Origin of the sequence: Labrys sp. 22185 (genome assembly GCF_052045555.1) — a bacterium.
In the GTDB taxonomy this organism is placed as follows: domain Bacteria; phylum Pseudomonadota; class Alphaproteobacteria; order Rhizobiales; family Labraceae; genus Labrys; species Labrys neptuniae.
The window spans coordinates 1-22,831 of the sequence record NZ_JBQEPH010000049.1 but is presented as its reverse complement, the minus strand read 5'-3'; the positions used below and the strand labels follow the sequence as shown (position 1 = coordinate 22,831).

Here is a 22,831-nt window from a genome sequence, read left to right as displayed (position 1 = left end):
CAGGCGCCTTCTTCGGCAATTCCACCACATTGTCGTCGATGCGGCCGATCAGGTTGCGGATGGTCAGGTCAAAGTAACGGCTCAGATAATAGGAGCCGTTGATCTGCGTCTCCGCCACCATGTGACTGACGAAGGCGTCCCTCGCGGCCGCGTTGGGCAGGAAGGGCGCGCTCCAGAACTGTTTCAGCCTGTCTTCGCCACCATGGGCGACAAGGCCGTCAATGGCATAATGTGCATTCCCCAGCACGAAGACCGGGCAATTGCGCTGCAACGCCAGAATTCCCGTGGTGCTGTTGACCGTGATCATGCCGCGGGCATGCCGGATCAACAGCCCGGTCGGCCCGTCGTCGATCAAGGACACTCGATCGGCCACACCCGCCAGCTTGGCGAGCTGCGCCACGAAGCGGTGATAGGGCCGATGCCCGCGGTCGAGCGGATGGGCCTTGAAGGCAAGGCGGGTGCCGGGCGGGGCGTGCTTGGCAAAGGAGCGGATCGTGGCCTCGATCATGCGCTCCATGGTCCAGCCTGCGCCGTGGACCCTCAATTGCAGGTCATCATGCACCTGCAGGGCGGCGACGAAATATTTGCGGTCGAAATTGTCGACGAGGTCGATGATCTTCTTCGCATTGGTCCAGCGATCGGTGTATTTGCGCATGGCGTTGCGGCTCCAGAGCATCGCCTCTCCCAACAAGGAGCGCTCGCGATGATGGGAATATTGCCGAAACACCACGCTGCCGGCCGACATCGCCAGGTAATATTTGAAAGCCCACCAGGCCATGGGCTTGAAGCTGGCGGCGGGGATCGTCACCGGCGCCTCGACAGGGGCCGCCTTGTTGCGATCATAGGCCGACAGGACCCGCGGCAGCAGGGACGCCGCATTGTTGCCCTCGCGTTCGGCGGTCACGTAATCGGGTCGTAGATACCCTTCCTCCAGGCACCACACATCGATGCCGAGCTCCCGGCACAGCGCCACCGCCACCTGGTGATAGGGACGCTGATCGCCGAACAGGATCACCTTGTCCGGCTTCTGACCAAGCAGAAACTGCGAGAACCAGCCCCGCCAGGCCGACAGGCTGTCGGAAAACATGACAAACGGAATCCGCCTCGAATAGATGCGGTCGCCGAGATTGAAATTAATCTTGAGGACTCTGTCGCCACGCGCCAGGAGCGATTGCGCAAGGTCGGAAAAAAAGGGGCCGACCGGTCCCTGGAGCAGCACAATGAACTTGGGACGCGGCATAGGCAATCCGATATTAATTCACACTTCCAGTCTGGAGTGAAAGCAAGATGGTCTTAACCCGCACGTCACAGTCGCAGCAACTTGCCTATAGGAACTAGCCATTCATGAATGTTTTAGACGCTCGGTACCGGACGGCACCTGTAACAGCTGGATACCCGCAAGAACCTTGAGATTCTAGCCGCATAGCCGTGGGCACGCGGATTTACGCTGGGGTCGGCGTCTTTGGGGCCTCATCCGTGGTATTCAGGATCGACTTCTGATCGTCTGGCTAGTTCATACTATGACCTCTGTGCACTCATCGACGATGGCCCGTCGAGATTATGGCAAGATTGGCAAGCCCGGGCCGCTGATAAAGTGGCGATCAGGTACGTGGTGAGCAGGCGGCAATGATCCGCCGCCCTTAGCCTTGCCACCCAGGATCAGGCTCGACTGTAGGCAAAGTTCTGCGCCCGTTCGGAGAGTTACGGAAATCGTCGCCCTCACGCCCGCTATTCCGTTAAGGATCGATGTTCTGAGGCTGATGGGGATTGTCCCAGGAGGGTGGTGATGCAAATGCGCGTCATCTCACGCGCTCTCCCCATATAGAAGCGGCAGAATGTTCGTCCAAGCCATATAGAGATTGCTGAGCGCCTGGCCTTCGCGGGTGTGGTATCCACGATCTCCCGGCGCACCAAAGACCTCGCGGATATGGCCGACCTCATCCGCGAGGAGCCGGGCGGTCAAACGCAGCTCATCGGATGAGACGGCAGTGGGCTTGACAGGTTGGTCGCCGGGGCTAGCGTCGGCAACATCGCCTGCGACAATGTGTGCTTGCCATTGAGCCTCGCTGATCTGGCCCGAAAGATAGGCGGCACGCAGCAATTCAGCTTGAGAAGGCGTTATCACGAATTCTCCATTTCGAAGAGAGATTGGTTATCGCGCCGGCTGTCGCAGACCTCATGCATAGCGCGGACCCAGCGCTCGAGTGAAGCATCGGGGCCGAGTCTCGCCGCGATCGCCGCGACGGTCGGGGCCAGCTTCCGAACATGGTGAAGCACTGATGTATGATGACGCCCATTGAAACGACGCCCAATTTGCGTGAGAGACCTCGAGGTCAGGCAATGGGAGAGCGCGAGCGCGACGCCCCGAGGCTCTAGGACGGTCGGCCGGCGCTCGCGGCCGAGAATGTCCGAGGGACAAATACCCCATGCAGCGGCAACCGCGGTAACGATGTCGGCAATTCGGATGCGCGAGCCGCCTATAGGCGTGCTGCGAACGAGGATCATCCGATAGAGCAAAACAGCATCGACGCTCCCATCATCCACAACGCGGCACCCTTGCGGCAATCGCATTAGCGCCTGCGGCTTCAACCTCAATCCCGTTTGGGCAGAGTTGGAGACGACGGACGCGACGATGATCGGTAACGCCACCGACCGCTTCTCACCCGACATCAGGCGACGGTGGATCGCGCGATGATCGGTCAACTTGATCTCGGCAGGATCGATGGTAAGAGCGGTCATCGTGCCGGCTCCTTTCTAGCCTTCGTCAGTTTGTGGATATTGTCACCAACCAGCGTCTGCTGGCGCACAAGCTTGTCGGGTGGCAGGGGTCTGCAAAACTCCCATTGCCCTCCGGGTGTCGGCTGGATCGTTGAAAAAAGCGTTGCCTTTCAAGCCGATGCCTTTCAAGCCGTCCGGAGCGAGCGTTGAAAGAAAGGACCCAATCCGGCAGCGTCTGTCGATCCATCCCGCCAATCCGTGCCGCGTTAACCGCCCTCCCATCCAGCACGGCGGTAAGCGACAAAAACCGGCGACTCTGCTCGACATGCCCCCCTGCAAGTCGCCAAAGCAGCAACCCCCGCCACCGGGTAATGCCCCCGTAGGTGAGATAAAAATAAGATCAGCGAGCCCCAATGCAGACAGAAGTATTTCGACATTAAGCAAAAATACTTATTCTAATCTAAATTTCTACTTCGAAATCGGAAGTCATCAAAGGAGCTCGAACAATATCCATAAATATTCTTTACATATTGGCCTCGATTCAGTACTTCAGCTCGCATCAGGAAGTCGAAGTCGTTGTTGAGACGTCCAATCCGCAGTTCCGCGAGCATGTATATGATCCAGCATGCGGCAGTGCTGTTTCCTTGGGCAGTGCTTCCGGCGCGTCAGAACCGATATCGAGGCTTACGACTGGGGGCGGACTAGTTGCGACACCGGTAAGGTCTTGCTCGATCTCAGCCGCTTCGGTTCACCGCGCATAGAGCTAGAGGAGGTCTTTGAGGGGATTATCTCGGCCATCCATCAGATCCTTTGCTATATACACAACAACGTTCTGTAATAACAATCCGTTCGTATCATATTTTCCAGCCAACAACATTCCTACAGGCATATTTACGGTACATTTCACGAGCATCCCGCGCGCGATTCCTTTAGGGAATATATCATCAATCTTCCCGCGATAAATCCGGCTTATTTGACGGGATTTCGCTACTTGTTTGTTGCCGATGATCCATCTCGATGGAAGTCTCATGCCGCTGGGGCACGGCTGCGCCCCCGTGATTGCCTATGCTTGCCAAATGACCCCATGGATCGCGGATGGGCGTTGATCGATCAGATGTACCCGGCGATTAGTAGTTCCGGCCTGAATCCGAAATCGCAATGACGTTCTTCAGCCTAGCGACGTCGATTCCGATAAATGCTTCCCTATCATGTGCAACGGCTTTCCTTTCCTCCTGTGGCGAGGATCAGCTCGCTTGCGCAACCCTCCAACGTCAGTGTAGAGCGAGCCACCCAGCCGATGAGATGGACATGCAGCCTTGCGAAACATCGTCGTCTGGTGAGGTGGCCGGCCACTGTCTGATATTCTACGTGGCTCAGAAATTCGTGCTCGCGAAAGTTATGGTCAATTGTATGCCTCGCTGGAGGTGTACCCCTATCCGGGCTGCGGGCGCTGCCGTGAATAACTTGCCCCATAATGCCTCCTTCCACTCCTGTGAAAAGATTGCACCATCAAACTCTGGGATTAAACATCTAGCCCGATCGGGACCCTGAAAGAGAAGACCCAGTCCGAGCTCGCGCCACAGCCTACGCTTCTCGCTTTTGCCTCAGGCGGCCAGATTGTGCCGGAACCAGGAAACCGCGCTGCCCACGATGGTGTCGATCCCGCGGTGCTGGGGATGCCAGCCCAGCAATTCGGCGGCTTTGGTGGCGGCAGCGTAGAGACTGGCGGGATCGCCGGGCCGCCGCGGCTGGAAGCGGATGTCGAGCTTGCGGCCGGTGCAGCGCTGCACCGCCTCGAGGATCTCGATCACCGAGGTGCCGATGCCGGTGCCGAGATTGAAGGCCGAGCTTTCGCCGCCGGCCTTGAGATAGTCGATCGCCCGCACATGAGCGTCGGCGATGTCGGCGACATGCACATAGTCGCGCACGGCCGAACCGTCGGGCGTGGGATAGTCCCGGCCCAGCACGTTGAAGATGGGCCGATGGCTGAGGGCGGCCTGGATGGCGAGCGGGATGACATGGGTTTCCGGCTCATGGCGCTCGCCCAGCTCGCCATCAAGATCGGCCCCGGCGGCGTTGAAATAGCGCATCGCCGCCCATTTCAAGCCATAGGCGGTGCCGTAGTCGGCCAGGGCATGCTCGACCGCCAGCTTGGTCGCGCCATAGGGGCTGATCGGGTTGCGCGGGGCGTTCTCCAGGATCGGCAGGCAGGTGGGAACGCCATAGGTCGCGCAGGTCGAGGACAGGATGAAGGTCTCGATCTCGTTCTGGCGCACGGCCTCAAGCAGGGTCAGCGAGCCCACGACATTGTTGGAATAGTATTTGGCGGGATCGGTGACCGATTCACCCACCGTGGAGCTGGCCGCGAAATGCATCACCGCTTCGGGCTTGTAGTGGGTGATCACCTTGTTGAGAAAGGCGCTGTTGCGGATGTCGCCGACTTCCAGCGGGCCCCATTTGACCGCATCGGCATGGCCCAGGGAGAGATTGTCGACGACGACGGGGTCGTAACCTGCCAGGGCCAGGGCCTTGCAGGCGTGGCTGCCGATATAGCCGGCGCCACCCGTTACCAGAACACGAGTCATGTTGGTTCCCATATTTCGGATCAATGTTCGCAGATTTCGAACTTCAAAATATTACCCTTCTCGATATGAACGACCCTATCGGCGTGAGCGTAGCTTTCCCGGCGGTGGGCAATGAGGATAAGAGTCCGACCCCGCGCCAGATTCCGCAGTCCTGCCTGCACAGATTGCTCAGACTCAAGGTCGAGTGCTGAGGTTGCCTCATCCAACAAGATAATGGGTGCGTTCTTCAAAATGGCCCGTGCGATCGCAATTCGCTGACGTTGCCCCCCTGATAACGCATTGCCGTGTTCGCCGACATGAGCGTCGTAACTCCCATCAAGCTTTTCGATGAACTCATGCGCGTGGGCGGCTCTTGCGGCAGCCACAATTTCCTCGTCGCTAGCGTCCAGGCGCCCATAACGGATGTTCTGCCGAATGGAACCTTTGAATAAAAAGGCATCTTGCGACACCACGGCAATAGCTTGTCGCAATGAGGTGAGATTGACGCATGAAATATCTTGATCATCGATCTCGATGATCCCTTCCTGCACGCGATAAAAGCCTTGCAGCAGGCTGAAAATGGTTGATTTGCCGCTGCCGGAAGGTCCGATAAGTGCCGTGCTTTTTCCTGCCTCCGCGACAAAGTCGAAGTCCTGCAGAACATTTATATTGTCGCGATAATGAAAGGTAACGTTCTTGAGTTTCACCTTACCGGCGGACACAACCAAGTCCGGACGGAGATCTATTGTAGGCTCGGTACTTGCGGAGCGCAGGAATTCGAACATCATGCGCACCCCGACAAGAGCAGCGCTCAGATCAACGTTGAATTTTGCGAGTCTTTTTGCAGGTTCGTAAGCCAACAAGAAGGCAGTGATGAATGAAAAGAAAGCTCCGGGTGTCTGCCCCTCGTGAATAACCCTCCAGCCTCCGTATAGGATCACAACAGCAACCGTGAAGCCTCCCAAAGTCTCCATGATCGGACTGGAGCGAGCACTTACGCCAGCCAGGCGCGTCGAGGCCGTCTCAAAGGCACGAATGGCTTGCCGCATACGCTCAAGCATGAAGGTATTCAGATTGAACGATTTGACGACTCGAATACCCTGTGCGGTTTCCTGAACCGTCTCCATGATAACGGAATTGCTTGCAAATTCATGCAGCATGATTTTCTTGGATCGCTTGACAAGCTTGCGAACCCCCAGGAATGCGAAAGGCATGAACACGAAAGCGCCAATCGACATCAACGGGTCTTGAATGAGCATTACGGCGATCAAGCCGATCAAGGTGAGCAAATCGCGTCCAACGACTGTCACCATCATGTTCAATGCGTTGCGAGCGGAATTGGCCATGAACGATTGCTGAGCAATGAATTCCGTGGAATGCCGCCCGGCAAAATAGGCGACATCCTTGGACAGGAGATGTTGGAACATCCGCTCTTGAATCGAGGCCACGATACGATTGCCGACCTTTGCAAGTGTGACATCCTGGCCATAACCAGCTAAGCCCTTCGTCGCATAGGCAAGCACCACCGCGCCCGAGACGAGCCACATCGTGGTGATACTCTTATCGATGAATACCTTGTTAATGACATCACGCATCAACCAAGCCGTTAAGGAAGTTGCCACAGCCGACACCGCCATAAAGATGAAGGCGAGCGTATAGCCGCGTATATGCAACCTCCCCTGCTCTTTCAGCAACTGCCAACTAAGTGACAACATACCCGCTGAATTGGGGAGGATATCTCGCCCCTGGACAAGGCGGCTAAACATAGCGATGCCACCGTTTAACGAAACCTGCAGCTGCCGAAATTTGGTCCGCAATCGACCGAGCGTTGTCGGTTTGCTGTCTTGGTCGCGCTTTATCAACGTCCCTCCATCTCAATCCGTCATGAAAACAGCTTCCACTGCAATGCCTTGGTGATACTGCTCCATAGTACCCCCGGATTAATATTGCTGCCGCCAAATCTCTATACCTTTATAGCGCAAATTATTAATCCATCCGCATTCTGCACGTATTTCAATATTTTAGTCCCTAGGTTCGACATTTCGTGGTTAGATGATCATCCTGTTGTTGAAACGTGGTGACTGGCAAAAAAGGTGGCTAGTCTGATCTGAATTTGATCAGCGAGCTCCCGCGCCACGGCGTTCTCGGCACCACGCTGCCCGCGAATATTTGCATACCGTTGGAAGCTAAAGTTGTAGGATTTACGCGCGAATACCTGCGCTTTGAGCAGGATCTTGTTGCTCTCGATATCGACGAGCGTGAAATCGCAGGCAAACGTGGCGGTGTCGATTGTTGGGGTAGAATTCAATCCGTCGACAAGAGCCGTACCCGATAGCGAATGGGCCGCAACAGAGAGTCGATATTTTGCTACCGGCGCCTCATTTCCACCCGTTAAACGGAACGACAAGTTATTGGTGATCTGCTGCCCAACCCTATCTCCCGATGCTTCAATAGAAACCGAGGCTAAGGCCTCTCGAATTCCAGATCCTTCATTTACGTCGGACTGGGCGTACATCGGACGAAAACATGAGGCCAACGTCAATACAATTAAAATCCCCATCGCTAGGCGAGCAACATTTACGATTTTGCGCATATTACAGAGCATTATCATACTTTCATCGTTGGATTACTCTCGATATTCTTACCCTCGTAGGACATAGTCTCGGGCATGAATTTTTTCGAATGACGTGGGCCACCAGCATGCGGGATCCCGCACACAAGATTCTCACCGCGAGTAATAATGTATTTATTTCACTATATAAATAACGAAAAATGTTTAAAACATATAAACTTATTTATGTAAATATTTAATCCAAATATTGAATAACATTAAGGTATATGTCGGTTGATATATTGATACAATTCGCTTAGAAGGTAGGCTTCCTGCTGCCGGGACTTTGGGGAATATCGCTACCAAAGCTGGACAGATCTCACGTTCGATAGGGCGAAGGAGGCGCGCATGTCTGGGCTCCAAGCCCGTCAATCCGAGTTGAGCATCGAGTTGGCGAGGCATCAAACGGCAACGACTGAATTCGAGAGGCCTGAGCAGGAGTTATCTGGTCGGATTGGAGCGCGCGCCAACCAGCCGGATCTCATCTGCCACGTACTTCCTCGCGGGATGCGCTTTTCACAAAGTCGGGCTACTTCCATCGACCTTTATGTGTGTGAGCTTGTCGCATACAGCCGGCAACCAAGCGTCGTGATAGCCGAGGAGATCGCTGACCCGCTGCCGGCGCCGCGGTTGATCGAAATACCATGCTACAATTATGCAAGAACGACTCGGAGATCGCGCTTCATTGCCAGAAAGATCGCCGAACTCGATCCCACTATTGTTTCGGTGCAGCAACATATTCCTTCCGCCGTGCACATAACCTCACTGGTACAACAACCTGTCATCCTGCAAAGGCATAACTTTCTCGAAAGACCGGCCGACGATAACGTGTTTTCGCGCTACAGATATCGCTCAAAAATCGCAAAACTGAATGCCCTCGGCGGTATCACGTTCGTCAGCGACGTATTGGTCTCACATTTCGAGAGCCATTGGCCCGATGTGCAGGTGCCTCGTGAGGTCATCAGCAACGGTTTCGACAAGCGTCTGTGGCAAGCACATCCCGACCGAGACAACAGCATATTGATTGTCGGGCGAGCAGCACCGGAAAAGGGAATTGCCGAAGCCGCGGCTGCAGTCGCAACTGTTTTAGCCGAAAAGCCGGAATGGCGTGCAGATTTCGTGCTATCCGAGGAAGCTGTTCATCCTGACTATCACAAGAGCATTAAGCGCCTCTTAGAGCCGTTGGGCAGGCAAGTTAGCCTTCGACTCAATCGCCCCTTTGCGGAAGTCAAGCGCTTATTCGAGCGGGCTGCCATCGCGATAGTGCCGTCCAAATGGGCCGAACCTTTTGGTCGAACCTGTCTGGAAGCTCACGCCGGCGGAGCTGCTGTCATTTCCTCGGGTACGGGTGGCTTACGATCGATCAGCGGAGACCAGGCGCTGTATATTGATCCGGCAAATCCGCGGTCAATAGCTCAAGCTTTGAAGTTTCTTATGAATGATGACGACGCGCGACAGGCGTTGGCGAAAGGTGGCACCGAGAGGGTCTGTAGGCTTTTCGACATCGATGTGATCGCAGCCCGCTTAGACAAATTCTGTTCGTCGGTCTCTGCCGGTCGCTCGCATCTAAGCCATGTCGATCCACCCTCGCTAGGTAATCGATGAGCCAGATGGTGGCAGGCGACGCGATTGGGGCTCGTTTCCCAACTTATCCGACAACTCTTTCTGGAACCGGTTCCCCAACGTGAAGAAGCATTATGACTGGCTTATCGTTGGCGCAGGCTTCACTGGGGCCGTGCTTGCCGAGCGCCTCGCCTCACGGGCAGATAAGCGCGTTCTACTCATCGATCGCCGCAAACACCTCGGCGGCAACGCATATGACTGCTTGAACGAACACGGCCATCTTTTTCACCAGTATGGCCCACATATCTTTCATACCAATTCCCAACAGGTCGTGGACTATCTCAGCCTGTTCACCAATTGGCGTCCTTACGAGCACCGTGTGGTAGCGATCATTGAGGACAGACTCATACCAATCCCCTTTAATCTTACAGGTATCGAAATTCTGTTTTCATCGGCTGAAGCGGAAAAACTGCGAGATTTGCTGGTGAACAGCTATGGATTTGGACAAAAGGTACCCATCCTAAGGATGAGGGAGTCCGAGCATGCAGGTATTCGGGATCTGGCGGACTTTATCTATCAAAATGTGTTTCATGGATATACCACCAAACAATGGGGGCTAGCACCAGAGCAATTGTCACCGTCCGTTACGGCGCGAGTGCCAGTCAATATTTCGTACGACGACCGCTATTTTGCCGATTCTTTCCAGAAAATGCCTTTGGAGGGTTATACGCGCCTTTTCGAGCGCTTGACGTCGCATTCGAATATCACCTTGGCGCTTGACACTGATTACGAGCAGGTTGCCTCACAGATCTCGTTCGGAAACGCGGTTCATACGGGCGCCGTGGACGAATTTTTCAGCTACGAGTTAGGGCACCTTCCCTATCGAAGCCTGCGCTTCGACTTCGCGACATTGCGCCAATCGCGCCATCAATCGGTCGGCACGGTGAACTATCCGAGCAGCCAGGCCTTTACGCGTATTACCGAGATGGCCCATCTGACCGGCCAATGGAGCGAAGCGACGACTGTTGTCGTCGAATACCCCCAGGCCCATCGGCCTGGACTTACGACGCCCTATTATCCCATTCCTCAGGATGACAATCAAAACCTTCATCGCCGCTACATTCAATTCGCGGCCCGTGAGGCTCCCAATATTCAATTCGCAGGACGGCTTGGCGACTATCGCTATTACAATATGGATCAAGCAGTGGGTCATGCCCTCGCTATCTTCACCAAATCGATCGGTCCAAGCCTGTGATGGGATATTCATCGTGGGCCAGACACCGGCGTGGCTGGCGGGACAGCGCTTTGTTCATCCTTGGCGTTGGCGCGGGATAGGAGCGATGCAGGTCGACGTGATCATGCCTGTCCGGAATGGGGCCACTTGGATTGCGGAGGCCATCCGCAGCTTACAACATGATTCGTCGGCGATTGGCAGAATCATCGTCATTGATGATGGATCGACTGACGACTCTGCCGCGATCGCCGGTGGAATGAACGAGAACAACAAAGTGCTTGTAGTTCGCCGGCCTCCGTTAGGCCTGGTCGCGGCACTTAATTACGGCCTCAGGCTGGCGACAACGCCATTCGTGGCGCGCATGGATGCCGACGATCTGTCCCTACCCGGCCGCCTGGAAGCCCAGGCTCGTTTCCTCACCGACAATCCCGGGATCGATGTCGTTGGAACGCAGATGACCTATATAGATGCTCGAGGCCTGCCACTGGCTAATCAAACGTCCTATCCAGACACTAGCCAGTCCGTGGCAAATGCCCTGTTTGCAGGTCGCTGCGTGGTCAGTCATCCCTCGGTGATGATGCGAAGGGACACTATTTTAGCATTTGACGGCTATCGTTCGGCGTTCCAGGCATCGGAAGACTACGACCTTTGGCTTCGTGTCGCAGAACGCGGGCGGATAACCAATCTGCCTGAAACTTACCTCCGTTATCGGCTGCACGACGCGCAGACCGGCGAAAGCAACAAGCTGCGGCAAAGCTTTTCTCGCGATCTAGCGCTACTCTGCTCGGTTGAGCGGCGCAAGGGCAATGGCGACCCTTTGGCGGGATACAGCCACGCGCCTGATTATGATCCCGCTGACCCTGCATTCAACGGCGCTCCGGCGATTGTCCAGGATCTGGCTCGCGCTTACCGGGCAATCAATGCCATGAGAGCTGGGGCTGCTATAAAGACTAAGGACGTGTCTATCATGCCTCAACTCGCCAGTTTCGGCCTGCTGGGTGAAGGCCGACGGAGTCGGGCCCGAATTCTAAAAAGGGCCTTCCGGTGCGCCGTCGCAACTCGCGATTGGCCGTCCACATTATCCACTATGGGGTGCCTGCTTCGACTGAGGGCGAGTCGAGCGCCCGACGGGATCATGGCCGCCCGCCTAATGAATACGGACTATTCCGTCGACCATAGACGCTGAGCTCAAATGGATGACCACACAATGCGCACTTCGAGTTCCTCGCCGTGAGCCGCAACACGATTACAGGTATATGTGCCATCATTGTCAGCCACAATCGTCCTACGCTTTTAAGGGAAACCATAGAGAGCGTAACTCGGCAGACTTTGCCGTGTGATATTCTAATCATCGACAACGCCTCAGGAGCGGACACAGTTCAAATCATCAAAGAGGCTCAGGCTGTAAATCCAAACCTCGCTGCAAAATTTCTCACCCAAAACATTGGCGGGGCCGGCGGCTTCCATGAAGGGCTGAAGGAAGCCTGGCGAATGGGATATGGCGGCTTCTGGCTCATGGATGACGACACAATTGCCGGCGCCGATGCATTGGGAGCCTTGGTGGCAGCACATGAGGACATAAGTACGATCACCGGCCGAAACCCGTCCTTCGTATGCTCGAATGTCAGATGGGTCGACGGCTCGCCATGCAAGATCAATGTTCCCGTTCTCGCGCCCTCTTGGCTGGATTACGCCCAGGCACGAAGGCCATATCTTCCCGTTCGCCACGCGTCCTTCGTCTCACTGCTCATCGCCAGGAAGGTCGTCGAGAAGCATGGCCTGCCTTTGAAGGAGTACTTCATATGGTTTGATGACAGTGAATATACTTACCGAATTTCACGCGATGGAAATGGTGCGATCGCATTGAATAGTATCGTAATACATAAAACCAGCGAAAATACCGCGCCAGAAACCTCTCCAATTATTGAAAGAAACGCCTGGAAATACGAATTTGGCAATCGCAATAAATCTTCTTTTACGTATAGGGAATACGGTTTTCGAAAATTTATAAAGAATCTGAAGAGAATTACTTTCCAAACTTTAAGATCAAACTTGAGCTGGGAATGGCGTTGGAAGTTAATCTACGCAGCAGCAAAGGGCATCAGATTCTCACCGGATGCAGAGTATGTAGGAGACGATAGCGCCCCATCGAGGCCCTCAAAACGCCAAATTCAGAAACACGCACGCCATGTATAAAGAGAAATCGCCTTTCCCCTCGGGCCGTCAAACCACTAAGGTTCTACTGCGTGAGCTCGCAGAAGAGAAATACAAGGTTATTTCATTTGATGTTTTCGATACACTCTTGCGGCGTAATATCATGCAACCGGAGCATCTATTCTGGTTGATGCAGAGTGAAATAGAACAGTGGCCTGGTTGCGCTTCTTGGGGTCACCGATTTGTCGATGCACGACGGCTATCCTCACACTTGGCCATTCGTCAAGCGCACCTCTCAGGTAGAGAAGATTGCGGTATTAACGAGATTTACGATGTCCTCTCCACGATGCTTCCGAAGCTACGTGCGATACGTCATCAGGTTCTTGAACTTGAACTGTCCCTTGAGAGTCAATTTCTGCATCAATACCCTCTCGGGAAAATCCTATTTGACGCCGCCAAGCGATATAAAAAGAAGATTATACTGACTTCTGATATGTATCTTCCAAAAGCTTTTATTTCAGAAATACTTTCACGAGAAGGTTATCAGGGTTATGATTTGCTCTTAGTCTCAGGAGACATCGGTGCAACTAAGGGCGGAAAGACGCTGTTCGATTGGCTTCCCCTGCGAATGAATGTGGACCGGTCCGAAATTCTCCATGTGGGAGACAATGAGACTGTCGATTATCACACGCCGACAAGACGCGGCATCAAATCATTATTGATACCCAAGAGTATCGAGCTTTCCGGAGATTCAGCGGCGCATTCGGCGATAGGTCGGCACGCTTCACTTACTTCTGTGGCAGCTGCTCACTATCTCCATCGACAAGCCGACGCCAAGCTTAATGGCCCGGCTTGCTCATCGAACAATCATCTAGATTTTATATCCTACGCAATGTTAGGGCCATTACTCGTGGGTCTCTCGTATTGGATGGCATCCAAACTTCGCGATGACTCATTGGACCGAATCCTTTTTCTTGCCCGCGACGGTGAAATTGTCAGCAAGGCCTTTGCGATTCTCTATCCCGAGCTCTCGGACAAAGTCCACTATACATTCGCTTCCAGAAGAATGCTCGTCTACGCTACCGGCCAGGTAAGCGCCAACGAGATGTTACGCCATTATGGGCATATGGATAGATCCGATGTTTCTGCACACGCCCTGATCGATGCCGTCGACGGCTCGACCGTCAATCTCGGCAGGATACGCGAAGAATTCTCACCGTCTCAAAAGCTCGGCGATCCTGGAGTGAAAGAACGGCTGTGCAGCTTGCTCGACCGAGCCATGGAACGCCAATTCCACACAAATCAAGAAAATCTCGAACGCATTCGATCATATTACGACGACTGCATAGCAGGCTCCAAACGGATAGGTCTGTTCGATATTGGGTGGAGGGGCAATCTGCAAAGAAGTATTATGACGTTGATGCAGAATAGAAACATTGCTTTTATTGGCCTATATTTTGGTTATATATTCGATGATCGGGTATATAAATCCGTGTTGCCAGCCGATACGTTTGCCTTTTCAATGAATTTTCCTGACGAAATCTTTAATGATATAATTCCCTGTCTCTGGCTCTTGGAAATACTATTTGCGGGATCACACCCGAGTGTTGTGGACGTCCGCAAGGAAGGCGACCAATGGCTCCCCGTGTACGAGAAAGTTGGCCCGGCAACGCAAGCCTCGACCGCGAGCGCGGAACGGACCCAGCGAGGCGCTTTGTCCTTCGTCCAGGATTACCGACAGACCTATCCCGATGGAAAGTTCGCGAACCGCCTTATGCTTGTAAATAGCGTTCGAGAATTAATTCAATACCCAAGCCGAGGAGATGCGGGTGCATTTCTCGACTTATCATGGATCGCCAATATAGGTGCAATCATGGCCGATAAAATGATCGATCGTCCTACGGGGCCAAGCCGGCGAGCCTACAAGAAAGCGTTGAAGAATAGCATGTGGCAGGCGGGCTTTAAAGCTTATCATGGAAAACGACCAAAATGGTATCATCCCTTCTTCTGCAACAAAAACAAAGAAGATCACCATTGAATAAAGTTGCCTTGATCAGTCGAGGTGGAGGCCATGCCGGCGGTGCTAGCCGCGTGGCCGATGATCTCTATTTCTCGCTCGTTAAAAAGACGACCTTCGAAGCGCGCCGTTTTATCGGAGAAACAATCGAACTCGGTGGAGACATTCCTTATCAACCCATTATTGAGAAGAATATTAAGCTATATCGCTCCCTTAAGAAGCGCGCAACTCGTCGAGGTTATGTTGATCACTTTCCTTTCGAGATCATTGGACTTAATGCCGAGATTAGGCGGGCTGATATTGTTCATGCACACGATATTTCCTCTGTTTTTTCGCCAAGTATGCTCGAACAACTAAGTTTACATCGAACTGTTGTCTGGACATTGCATGATATGTCACCATTTACAGGAGGCTGTATCTATCCACTTGGCTGCAACCACTGGCTCGATGAATGCGGAACCTGCCCACAACTATGCGAATGGCCACTTACAACTAAGAAGGATCGCACTTCAACGCTTGTAAAAAGCCGTCGACGCATTTTAGCACAGGACCGCCTCCACCTCATTGCTCCTAGCGAATGGATCCGCAGCCAGTTACAGCGTGTACTCCCCGGGGCCTCGGCCACCATCATCTATAACGGCGTCGACACGAAGGCCTTTCATCCCGATGGCGAACGACATTTCATGGTTCCGGCCGATCCTTCCATGCTGACTTTGCTATTCGTTGCCAATATGGTGAACGATGTCCGTAAAGGTGGCCTATATCAGCATGAGATTCGGTCCCTTCTTGCAGTACGCGGCAAGAAACTCCGCCTCGTGATCGTGGGGGGCGCGAGGCCTGCCGGCGTAAAGCAAGATGGACCTCTAACGACGATCTTTGCGGGACGGATTCAGGATCGCAGCGAACTAGCCTCTATCTATCGCAGCGTCGATGCTGCCTTGATTCCATCCCATGCAGACAATTTTCCATTGGTCATATTAGAGGCCATGGCTTGCGGGACGCCCGTACTCGCATTTGATACTGGCGGCATTTCGGAACAGGTTGATTCCGACTGCGGCATGATATGCCAGCCTGGCGATATTAAGGGGCTTATGGACTTCGGCATAGATGCTTTCGAGAGAGGCCAATTGCCTGGAATGGGACGAAGCGCCAGAGAAAAGACCGAGCGTTCATTTTCTCTTGATCTGTTCGAGACTTCCCATGAGGCGTTTTATCAGCAACTGTTGCGGAAAGAAGCCGGCCGAAAGGCACCGGCAACCGCAATTTATAACCAACACGATCCAGACAGGCCATAGCCATAATGCACGAAAAAATATGTGCCGTAGTTGTCAGTTATAATAGAGCTTATCTTCTTAAATTTTCCTTAGAGGCTATCCAACACCAAACTATACACTGTGATATTCTCGTTGTCGACAACGCCTCCACTGATAATTCTCTCGCCGTTATTGAAGAGGCGAAAATGATAAATCCGAAAGTCCGCAGTCTTATCTTGCCGCGTAATATCGGTGGAGCCGGCGGCTTTCACGCTGGCATCAAAGAAGCCTATAACCTTGGATATGATCTTTTTTGGCTGCTGGACGACGATGCCATTGCGAGCTCGACAGCGCTAGAGAAACTTTTGCTTGCTCGCGAGCGCCTAACCAGCGAGCCCGGCAGTATCGCTCCTGGTTTCTATGGCTCAAATGTACGATGGCGGGACGGAAATTCCGCTCGCATGAATACTCCTGCCATTGACCATGCGTGGCTCGATGATATGAAAAATGGTTGGCCATATATACCCAGTAACTACAACTCTTTTGTTTCTCTGCTAATAACACGCCACTCTGTCGCGGAGCACGGCCTCCCATTGAGGCAATACTTCATCTGGTTCGACGATTGCGAGTACACCTTCCGTCTCTCTCGCGCTCGTCGCGGCTATTTCGTTATGGATAGCTTTGTTGAACATCGCACTGCAGATAACTACTCAGCAGAGATAAATCAGTTAAATGAGAAGAGTCTTTGGAAATTTGAATATGGCATCCGAAATCAAGCTTCATTCATGAGGCATCATTACGGTAAGCGCGGCTATAAAAAGTTTGTCAGAGGCATATGGAAATCCATGAAACTGGCAAAAACCCCCTGGAAATTACGCTATCGCATTATGCGAGCTGCTTGGCGTGCAAGGAGATTCAAGCCCTCAGTTGAATTTCCGTAAAATAAGTAAGATCGTATGTCCGCCTCTGTCGGTGAGGTGGCTCGCCCTACACCGCGCATCCGAGGGTTGCTCGGGCGTGCCGAGCCAATCTCATCGCAGAAGGACAATCCGTGGCAGATTATAGGGAAGCATTTGTCGGAATCGATGCCGCGAAGCTGAGGAACGCGATTGCGGATTCCGGCCGGGAGGGAGAAGTTCCCTTTTTCGGCTAGGTTTCGCTGCCTCCGATCAGAGCATGCGCCGCACTATCCGGCGGATCGCCCACCGGTTCAATCGGGTCCATTTTTGCTATGAGGCCGGGCCGACCGGCTATGGGTCTCCACCGGCTGATCCGATCGCTCGGCCATGAATGCATGGCGGTCGCCCCGTCGCTGGTCCCAAGGAAGCCCGGCGATCAGGTGAAGACGAACCGCCGGATAACGTACGGAATCTTTCGCACTTTCGGGATTGACTGCTTCTTGTAGAAAGCAAGGAGCCTGGAATGAGTGATGGGAACGCGACGGGTCAGGTGATCCAGATCAATGAGGCCCGGATCCGTGATCATCTCGGCGAGATGGTGCGCAGAACGGTGGAGGAGACGCTGAACACGCTGTTGGATGCTGAAGCGGACCGGCTTTGCGGTGCCGGTCGCTATGAGCGCGGCGAAGGGCGACAGGACACGCGAGCGGGCAGTTACGAGCGCGCGCTGGAGACCATTGCCGGGGAAGTGAGATTGAAGATTCCAAAGCTGCGCCGCCAAACGTTTGAGACGCGATCATTGAGCGCTACCGGCGGCGCGAGTGTTCTGTCGAGGAAGCGCTGATTGAGACGTATCTTGCCGGCATTTCGGTTCGGCGCGTTGGAACGAAAAAGAAAGAGACCCGAGAGTTGGGGTTGCAGAGGAGATGGAGGCTCGGGTCTCTGCTTCGACATTCCAGTCTGGGAGTGAAGGCGAATGGTTCCTAACCCATGCATTATCGTTCCAGCAACCTGGCTATAGGAACTATCAGTTTACGGAAGCTTTAGATCCACGACCGGGCGAATATGGGTTTACATGCGTGACGATCGGCCATTCGCTAGGCCTGCGCCGCCGGCTACGGTCTACTACGTCTCCAGCGACCGGCGCGGCGAGCACCCTCAAAGTCATCTAGCCGACTTCAGCCGCATCCTCCAAGCCGATTGTTACAACGGCTTCAATCCGCTATTCGACCGGACGAGGAAGCAGATGCCGGCAACGCCCGCGTTCTGCTTCGCCCATGCGCGCCGGAAGTTCTTCGAACTGGCAGATGTTGCTCGCAATGCCCGTCGCGGCAAAGGAGCCAGGCTGATCTCGCCAGCGGCCCTCGAAGCGGTAAACCGCATCGATGCCTTGTTCGCCATAGAGCCCGAGATCAACGGTCTGGGCGCGGCCGAGCGGCTTGCCGTTCGGCAGGACAAGAGCAAGCCCTTTCGGCTGGCCTGTGGTGAGCTCCCTGCGAAGGCGCTTTCCGCTCGCCCTCCTCTATCTCGCACGAGCCCGTTGTTTGACGAGGGAACTACCCTTGACCGAGCGCGTGCCCTCAGTCGCGACATTGGTTCTTTTTGCCTGAGCTTTGTTGTAGAAGGATGTCCAGCGAGAGCGAGCCTCAAGGCTTTATAGAATCATACATTTCTTTATCGCCTACTGAGTCGAAAGGACAGCTTGCTGTATTAAGCCAGACTGCTAATTTTGCATGTCTCAATCGTTTTCAATTCACCTGTCCTACCCTGCAATCGGGTCCTAAACCCTGAAAGGCTATCAGGTCGAATTTGCATTCCGGCGATTCATAATCTTTTTCGCTATATTTTCTGCTTCCTCATGACCCAGCTTACAATCAACGCTGTTTCATCCGTATCGCCCGGTCCCCGCATTGGGGCTCTATGCGGCATCGTTGCCTTCTTCCATATTGTCGCCGGCCGTGAGGGACTGGCTGTGGCTGGTGAGGGCACTCTGGTGCGCGCCGCAGCAACGATCGGTCTTGAGGATCGCATTGTTTCCATACCAAAGCATTTAGAGGCCAGACCGGGTCGACGGGCCATTCCACACTCAGGGCGAACGTCGTCCCAGACAGGGTCATTGGTATGAGCAAATTACACACTCAGCCCGCAAATGCTCTTGTCATCCCGCTTCCACCGCCGCTCTCGAGGAATGAGGTCTCAGCCGAGCCATTGGTGTTCTGGATAAGGGCGCGCGATGCCACAGGCCTCCATCGCCTCGAAGTGTACGATGCCGAGGGGGAGCCTCTTGTGCATTGCGATTGCACCAATGGGCAGAAGGGCCGCAATTGCTATCACAAAGGCGAACTGATCCGAGGGCGCTATGGCAGCCTGATCAATCCAAAACAAGATGATCTCGCGGTCCTAGGTCGACTCATTGATGGTGCCGCGGCTGCATCTCTCGCCCGGGAAATAGCGGAATTGGAACGTGCTGAAATCGATCTGAGGAAACGACTGGTCAAATTTCGAATCAAATACGAACGGCTCTTACGAAAGCAACTCAAATCCCTCTCCAACATTCATTTACCCCAAGATAGTCATTCTATTGGAGAGTCTTGAAACCCGATGTTGTCTGTTGCGCTTACACCTGATGGTGAGGTGATGTATGCCGATCACCGTCCCTTATGTCCGCCCTCGGAATGGCAGCGAAATAAAAGTAATAGCAGAGGAATCCTCGAATATGTCTCCCCGCCCTCGTCGAGGAGGCGAGCGAGGCCTTGAGAGTGTGAGAGAGAGACAATGCACCTAGGAGTTGTTTGCGGGTGAAGAACAAGACTGAATTGGGCCGTATCTCGATATCGGCCCATCCTACGCAAGGCCATAACTTCAGATGGGCTGGGGGCGTGCAATGGTCGACTACCATGGACGCTCAGATGATCGAGCTGTTGAGAGAGGGCCGGAGCTGTGGTCAGATCGCGAAGATCATGGGTCTGGTCTCCCGCAACTCCGTGATCGGGCGCTTGCATCGCTTAAAAAAGAACGGCGTGACGGTTCCCAGATCCTCATTTAGACCACCTTCGGCTGCGGTGAAGGTTAAGAAGGCGGCAGCCGCGGTCCCGGTTCCCCCTAAGCGCGAGGTTGCCATTGCGGCTACCCTTGTCAGGGAATCTAAGAGGATGACCGACCCACGCGCCATACTTTCCAAGATACAGAGCGACATCCATCATATTGCGCCTGGCCTAGACCAGACATCGCGAGTAGGTCGGAGCGACGGCATTGCCTTCCTGAACCTGCGTCCAGGACAATGCAGATATCCGCTATGGCCAGATACACCTCACACGCCGCTGACGCACAAGTTTGTTTGCGGTGCGTCTGTCAAAGGCGGCCTCTCGTGGTGTCCATCTTGCATAGAGCTCGTTGTCAATCGGAAGCTAGATGCCGAAACCATAATGCCTTCCCACCGGCATCGAAGTCTCCGGCCGCGGGATGAAATGAATATGAAGACGAGACAACTTTGATCATTGAACTTTTCTGGGGGACGCCATGCACGAAGCGCAAACAAACTCCGAGACGGATCTCGTCGGGCTGACCGCCGATCTCGTATCTGCCTACATCGCCAATAACCGTGTGCCCACCAGTTTCCTGGCTGATTTAATCTTGGCAGTGCACACGAGCCTGTATCAGTTGACCCAACCTCCCCCTGCGAAGGCTGCTCGACGGCCCATCCCGGCGGTTCCGATCAGAGAATCCGTTACACCAGAATATATCATCTGCCTTGAAGACGGTCGTCAGCTCAAATCGCTCAAACGGCATTTACGCACTCTTGGCCTGAGCCCGGTGGACTATCGGCAAAAATGGGGACTGCCTGAAAACTATCCCATGGCCGCACCCAATTACGCAGCTAAGCGTTCTGATCTGGCAAAACAAATGGGCCTTGGCGCTATGCGCCACAAATCAAAAACCAGCCCCTCTACTCACAGAGAGTGACAGCCACCAGGGTAGAGCGGGCATCCGACTTCAATGATAAAGGCTATGTGTCGTTGAATCTCGCGCAAGCTTTGACCAAAGCTGACAGCCGTTAAAATGCGAGTCCAGCTGCGGGCTCGTATACTGATTTTCCGGCACGCTCGATCGATTCGAGGATGGCGGCAAGGTCGCTCTGCAAAGTCACTCGGCCCTTCGCCGGCGAGCCCTGCGAAGATTCGGTCGAAGACGCCGAGCCGGCTCCAGCGGATGAAACGATTGTAGAGCGTCTTGTGAGGGCCATAGCCCTTCGGCGCGTCCTTCCACTGCAGGCCATTGCGGATCACGTAAACGATCCCGCTCACCACGCACCGGTTGTCGACGCGCGGCACGCCATGCGAGAGGGGACATACTCCTCGATCCGCGCCATCTAACGTTCGCCCAGTAAAAAACAAGTCACCCAACACGGCATCCTCCCGAGACACCCTGAATCGCAACTCAAGGCAAATTAATAGGGCCTGAGCCTAGCAGGGAAGCCTCGTCGCCTACCGGTGGCAGCCGGCCCGGCCAGTATGTCGGCAGGAGCAATCGGCGAGGCAATGGACGGTGTCTCTTCCACTGATGTCGTTTCATCTTGGCCCTCTTGAATAAATCGGGCTGGTCACGGCGCGAAGGTCGATCGACCATCTACAGCACAGCCTATTCAGCTCTTTCTGGCTTGAACGGTGGCCTTATGCATTCGTCATATTTAATCACCAGCATCCTGATTTGGAAAGCCCACTTGAGGCGCACTCTCCGAGATGAGGTACTGGTTTCTATAAATAGCTAGTCCCTATTGCCAAGTTGTGTGTTAAAGAGTTTGTGGGGTAAGTTTCGCTCGCTTCAGAACCTCCGCATTTCAGAAGCAAGAGACCCGGGGTGCCAAGTTCGAAGTCCCCTCTGTCGACGGCCCCGGGTCTCCATTCTCCTTCATCCCAATCATCGACGTGCACTTCCTCCAAGTGACATTCCATCAACCTCACCGGCCGGGGATTGCCCCGGCGCTCTACTCAGCCGCGAGCGACCTCTTCGGAAACCCGCACGCATAGATCGGTGGGCACCCGCTGAGCTCGGCGATGTCACGACCTCGCTGGGATATGGATGCGTAGCGGCATGCCACCGAACATTTCCTTCTCCTCGCTCAGGCCCACGCGCTGATAGTGTCCCAATCCGCTCGGATTTGGCCTACGGCGTCGGCTCATAAACTCCGGCACCATATTCTTGCGGCGACGAGCTTTACGGCGGCGAGGTAATTTTCCGGACGCTTGTCATATCGGGTTGCGATGCCTCGGAACTGTTTGATCCTGCTGAAGAAGCGTTCCACGAGATTGCGTGGCCGATAGACCCAGCGCGAGAACACGAAGGAGGACTTGCGGTTTGTCTTTGGCGGAATATTGGCCCAGGCCTTTCGCGCGGCAGCCCTGGCCCGGATAGCATTGGTGTCATATCCCTTGTCGGCCAGCGGATGTCTCCTTCACCCGGTTCGTCTGTCAGCGCGTCGGCCTGGGTGCAGTCAGCACCCTGTCCGCCGGTCAGGCGCAGGTTGACGGGCGCCCTTCGGCGTCGACGAGCGCGTGGATTTTGCTCGTAAGGCCGCCGCGGCAACGTCCCATGCCGCCATCATCGCCGTCCCCTTTTTCCCCGTGGCCGCATGCTGATGAACGCGGACACAGGTCGAGTCGATCATGACGATGCCACCATCGTAGGCCGCCGAGACGGCTTGGAGAAGCCGATCCCCTACTCCGGCTTTGCGCCAGCGCACAAACCGGTTGTAGCAGGTGGTCGGCGGGCCATAGCGCTCCGGAACCTCCGCCAGGGCGAACCCGTTCGAAACCGCCAG

At 54.4% G+C, this 22,831-nt stretch carries 16 protein-coding genes and 6 pseudogenes; 13 read left to right on the top strand and 9 right to left on the bottom strand.

Annotated features, from left to right (window positions below):
• The 7 genes and pseudogenes from ACTJKX_RS35475 to lptE all read right to left on the bottom strand — a co-directional run.
• On the bottom strand, positions 1-1,240 hold a 1,240-nt coding region (locus ACTJKX_RS35475), incomplete at its 3' end, for a capsule biosynthesis protein (RefSeq protein ID WP_440728202.1).
• A gap of 564 nt (positions 1,241-1,804) precedes the next feature.
• The gene (locus tag ACTJKX_RS35470; protein ID WP_440728201.1) at positions 1,805-2,125 is read right to left on the bottom strand and encodes a hypothetical protein; all 321 of its coding nucleotides are present in this window, start codon (positions 2,123-2,125) and stop codon (positions 1,805-1,807) included.
• Positions 2,122-2,739, bottom strand: coding sequence for a helix-turn-helix domain-containing protein (locus ACTJKX_RS35465; RefSeq protein WP_440728200.1), 618 nt, complete (start codon positions 2,737-2,739; stop codon positions 2,122-2,124). The genes ACTJKX_RS35470 and ACTJKX_RS35465 overlap by 4 nt, the downstream gene beginning before the upstream one ends.
• Before the next feature lie 162 nt (positions 2,740-2,901).
• Positions 2,902-3,034: pseudogene (locus tag ACTJKX_RS35460) on the bottom strand (IS630 family transposase); the annotation flags it as partial.
• 1,288 nt (positions 3,035-4,322) lie between these two features.
• On the bottom strand, positions 4,323-5,303 hold the full coding sequence (gene galE / locus ACTJKX_RS35455; protein WP_440728199.1) for a UDP-glucose 4-epimerase GalE: 981 nt from the start codon (positions 5,301-5,303) through the stop codon (positions 4,323-4,325).
• Positions 5,304-5,323: 20 nt separating this feature from the next.
• A complete protein-coding gene (locus tag ACTJKX_RS35450; RefSeq protein WP_440728198.1) occupies positions 5,324-7,144 on the bottom strand; it encodes an ABC transporter ATP-binding protein in 1,821 nt (606 codons plus the stop codon).
• A gap of 194 nt (positions 7,145-7,338) precedes the next feature.
• Complete coding sequence (lptE, locus tag ACTJKX_RS35445; RefSeq protein ID WP_440728197.1) at positions 7,339-7,875, bottom strand: LPS assembly lipoprotein LptE; 537 nt, start codon at positions 7,873-7,875, stop codon at positions 7,339-7,341.
• A gap of 366 nt (positions 7,876-8,241) precedes the next feature.
• Between lptE and ACTJKX_RS35440 the strand changes: the two genes are divergently transcribed.
• The 13 genes and pseudogenes from ACTJKX_RS35440 to ACTJKX_RS35380 all read left to right on the top strand — a co-directional run bounded on the left by ACTJKX_RS35440 (position 8,242) and on the right by ACTJKX_RS35380 (position 20,976).
• Positions 8,242-9,498 carry a glycosyltransferase family 4 protein gene (locus ACTJKX_RS35440; protein ID WP_440728196.1) on the top strand — a complete coding sequence of 419 codons (1,257 nt, stop codon included), beginning with the start codon at positions 8,242-8,244 and terminating at the stop codon, positions 9,496-9,498.
• 79 nt (positions 9,499-9,577) lie between these two features.
• On the top strand, positions 9,578-10,711 hold the full coding sequence (gene glf, locus ACTJKX_RS35435; RefSeq protein WP_440728195.1) for a UDP-galactopyranose mutase: 1,134 nt from the start codon (positions 9,578-9,580) through the stop codon (positions 10,709-10,711).
• A gap of 85 nt (positions 10,712-10,796) precedes the next feature.
• Positions 10,797-11,876 (top strand): glycosyltransferase family 2 protein, encoded by a 1,080-nt coding sequence (locus tag ACTJKX_RS35430; RefSeq protein ID WP_440728194.1) that lies wholly within the window; start codon positions 10,797-10,799, stop codon positions 11,874-11,876.
• 44 nt (positions 11,877-11,920) lie between these two features.
• Positions 11,921-12,886: a glycosyltransferase gene (locus ACTJKX_RS35425; RefSeq protein WP_440728193.1), complete on the top strand. Its 966-nt coding sequence runs from the start codon at positions 11,921-11,923 to the stop codon at positions 12,884-12,886.
• A complete protein-coding gene (locus tag ACTJKX_RS35420; protein WP_440728192.1) occupies positions 12,879-14,882 on the top strand; it encodes a hypothetical protein in 2,004 nt (667 codons plus the stop codon). The genes ACTJKX_RS35425 and ACTJKX_RS35420 overlap by 8 nt, the downstream gene beginning before the upstream one ends.
• Positions 14,879-16,156 (top strand): glycosyltransferase, encoded by a 1,278-nt coding sequence (locus ACTJKX_RS35415; RefSeq protein WP_440728191.1) that lies wholly within the window; start codon positions 14,879-14,881, stop codon positions 16,154-16,156. Before ACTJKX_RS35420 ends, ACTJKX_RS35415 begins: the two co-directional genes overlap by 4 nt.
• 5 nt (positions 16,157-16,161) lie before the next feature.
• Positions 16,162-17,055, top strand: a complete 894-nt coding sequence (locus tag ACTJKX_RS35410) for a glycosyltransferase (RefSeq protein ID WP_440728190.1) — start codon at positions 16,162-16,164, stop codon at positions 17,053-17,055.
• Between the two features lie 15 nt (positions 17,056-17,070).
• Positions 17,071-17,471 (top strand): annotated as a pseudogene (locus ACTJKX_RS35405) (IS110 family transposase); the annotation flags it as partial.
• A 65-nt stretch (positions 17,472-17,536) separates the two neighbouring features.
• A pseudogene (locus tag ACTJKX_RS35400) lies at positions 17,537-17,895 on the top strand (transposase); the annotation flags it as partial.
• A 163-nt stretch (positions 17,896-18,058) separates the two neighbouring features.
• Positions 18,059-18,481: pseudogene (locus tag ACTJKX_RS35395) on the top strand (IS66 family transposase); the annotation flags it as partial.
• Positions 18,482-19,134: 653 nt separating this feature from the next.
• The gene (locus ACTJKX_RS35390; protein WP_394315650.1) at positions 19,135-19,608 is read left to right on the top strand and encodes a hypothetical protein; all 474 of its coding nucleotides are present in this window, start codon (positions 19,135-19,137) and stop codon (positions 19,606-19,608) included.
• A gap of 203 nt (positions 19,609-19,811) precedes the next feature.
• Positions 19,812-20,507: a GcrA family cell cycle regulator gene (locus ACTJKX_RS35385; RefSeq protein WP_440728189.1), complete on the top strand. Its 696-nt coding sequence runs from the start codon at positions 19,812-19,814 to the stop codon at positions 20,505-20,507.
• A gap of 25 nt (positions 20,508-20,532) precedes the next feature.
• Entirely contained in the window at positions 20,533-20,976 is a 444-nt protein-coding gene (locus tag ACTJKX_RS35380) for a MucR family transcriptional regulator (RefSeq protein ID WP_394315648.1), read from the top strand.
• A 191-nt stretch (positions 20,977-21,167) separates the two neighbouring features.
• On the opposite strand, the pseudogene ACTJKX_RS35375 reads toward ACTJKX_RS35380, so the two are convergent.
• Positions 21,168-21,416 (bottom strand): annotated as a pseudogene (locus ACTJKX_RS35375) (transposase); the annotation flags it as partial.
• 773 nt (positions 21,417-22,189) lie between these two features.
• A pseudogene (locus tag ACTJKX_RS35370) lies at positions 22,190-22,831 on the bottom strand (IS5 family transposase); the annotation flags it as partial.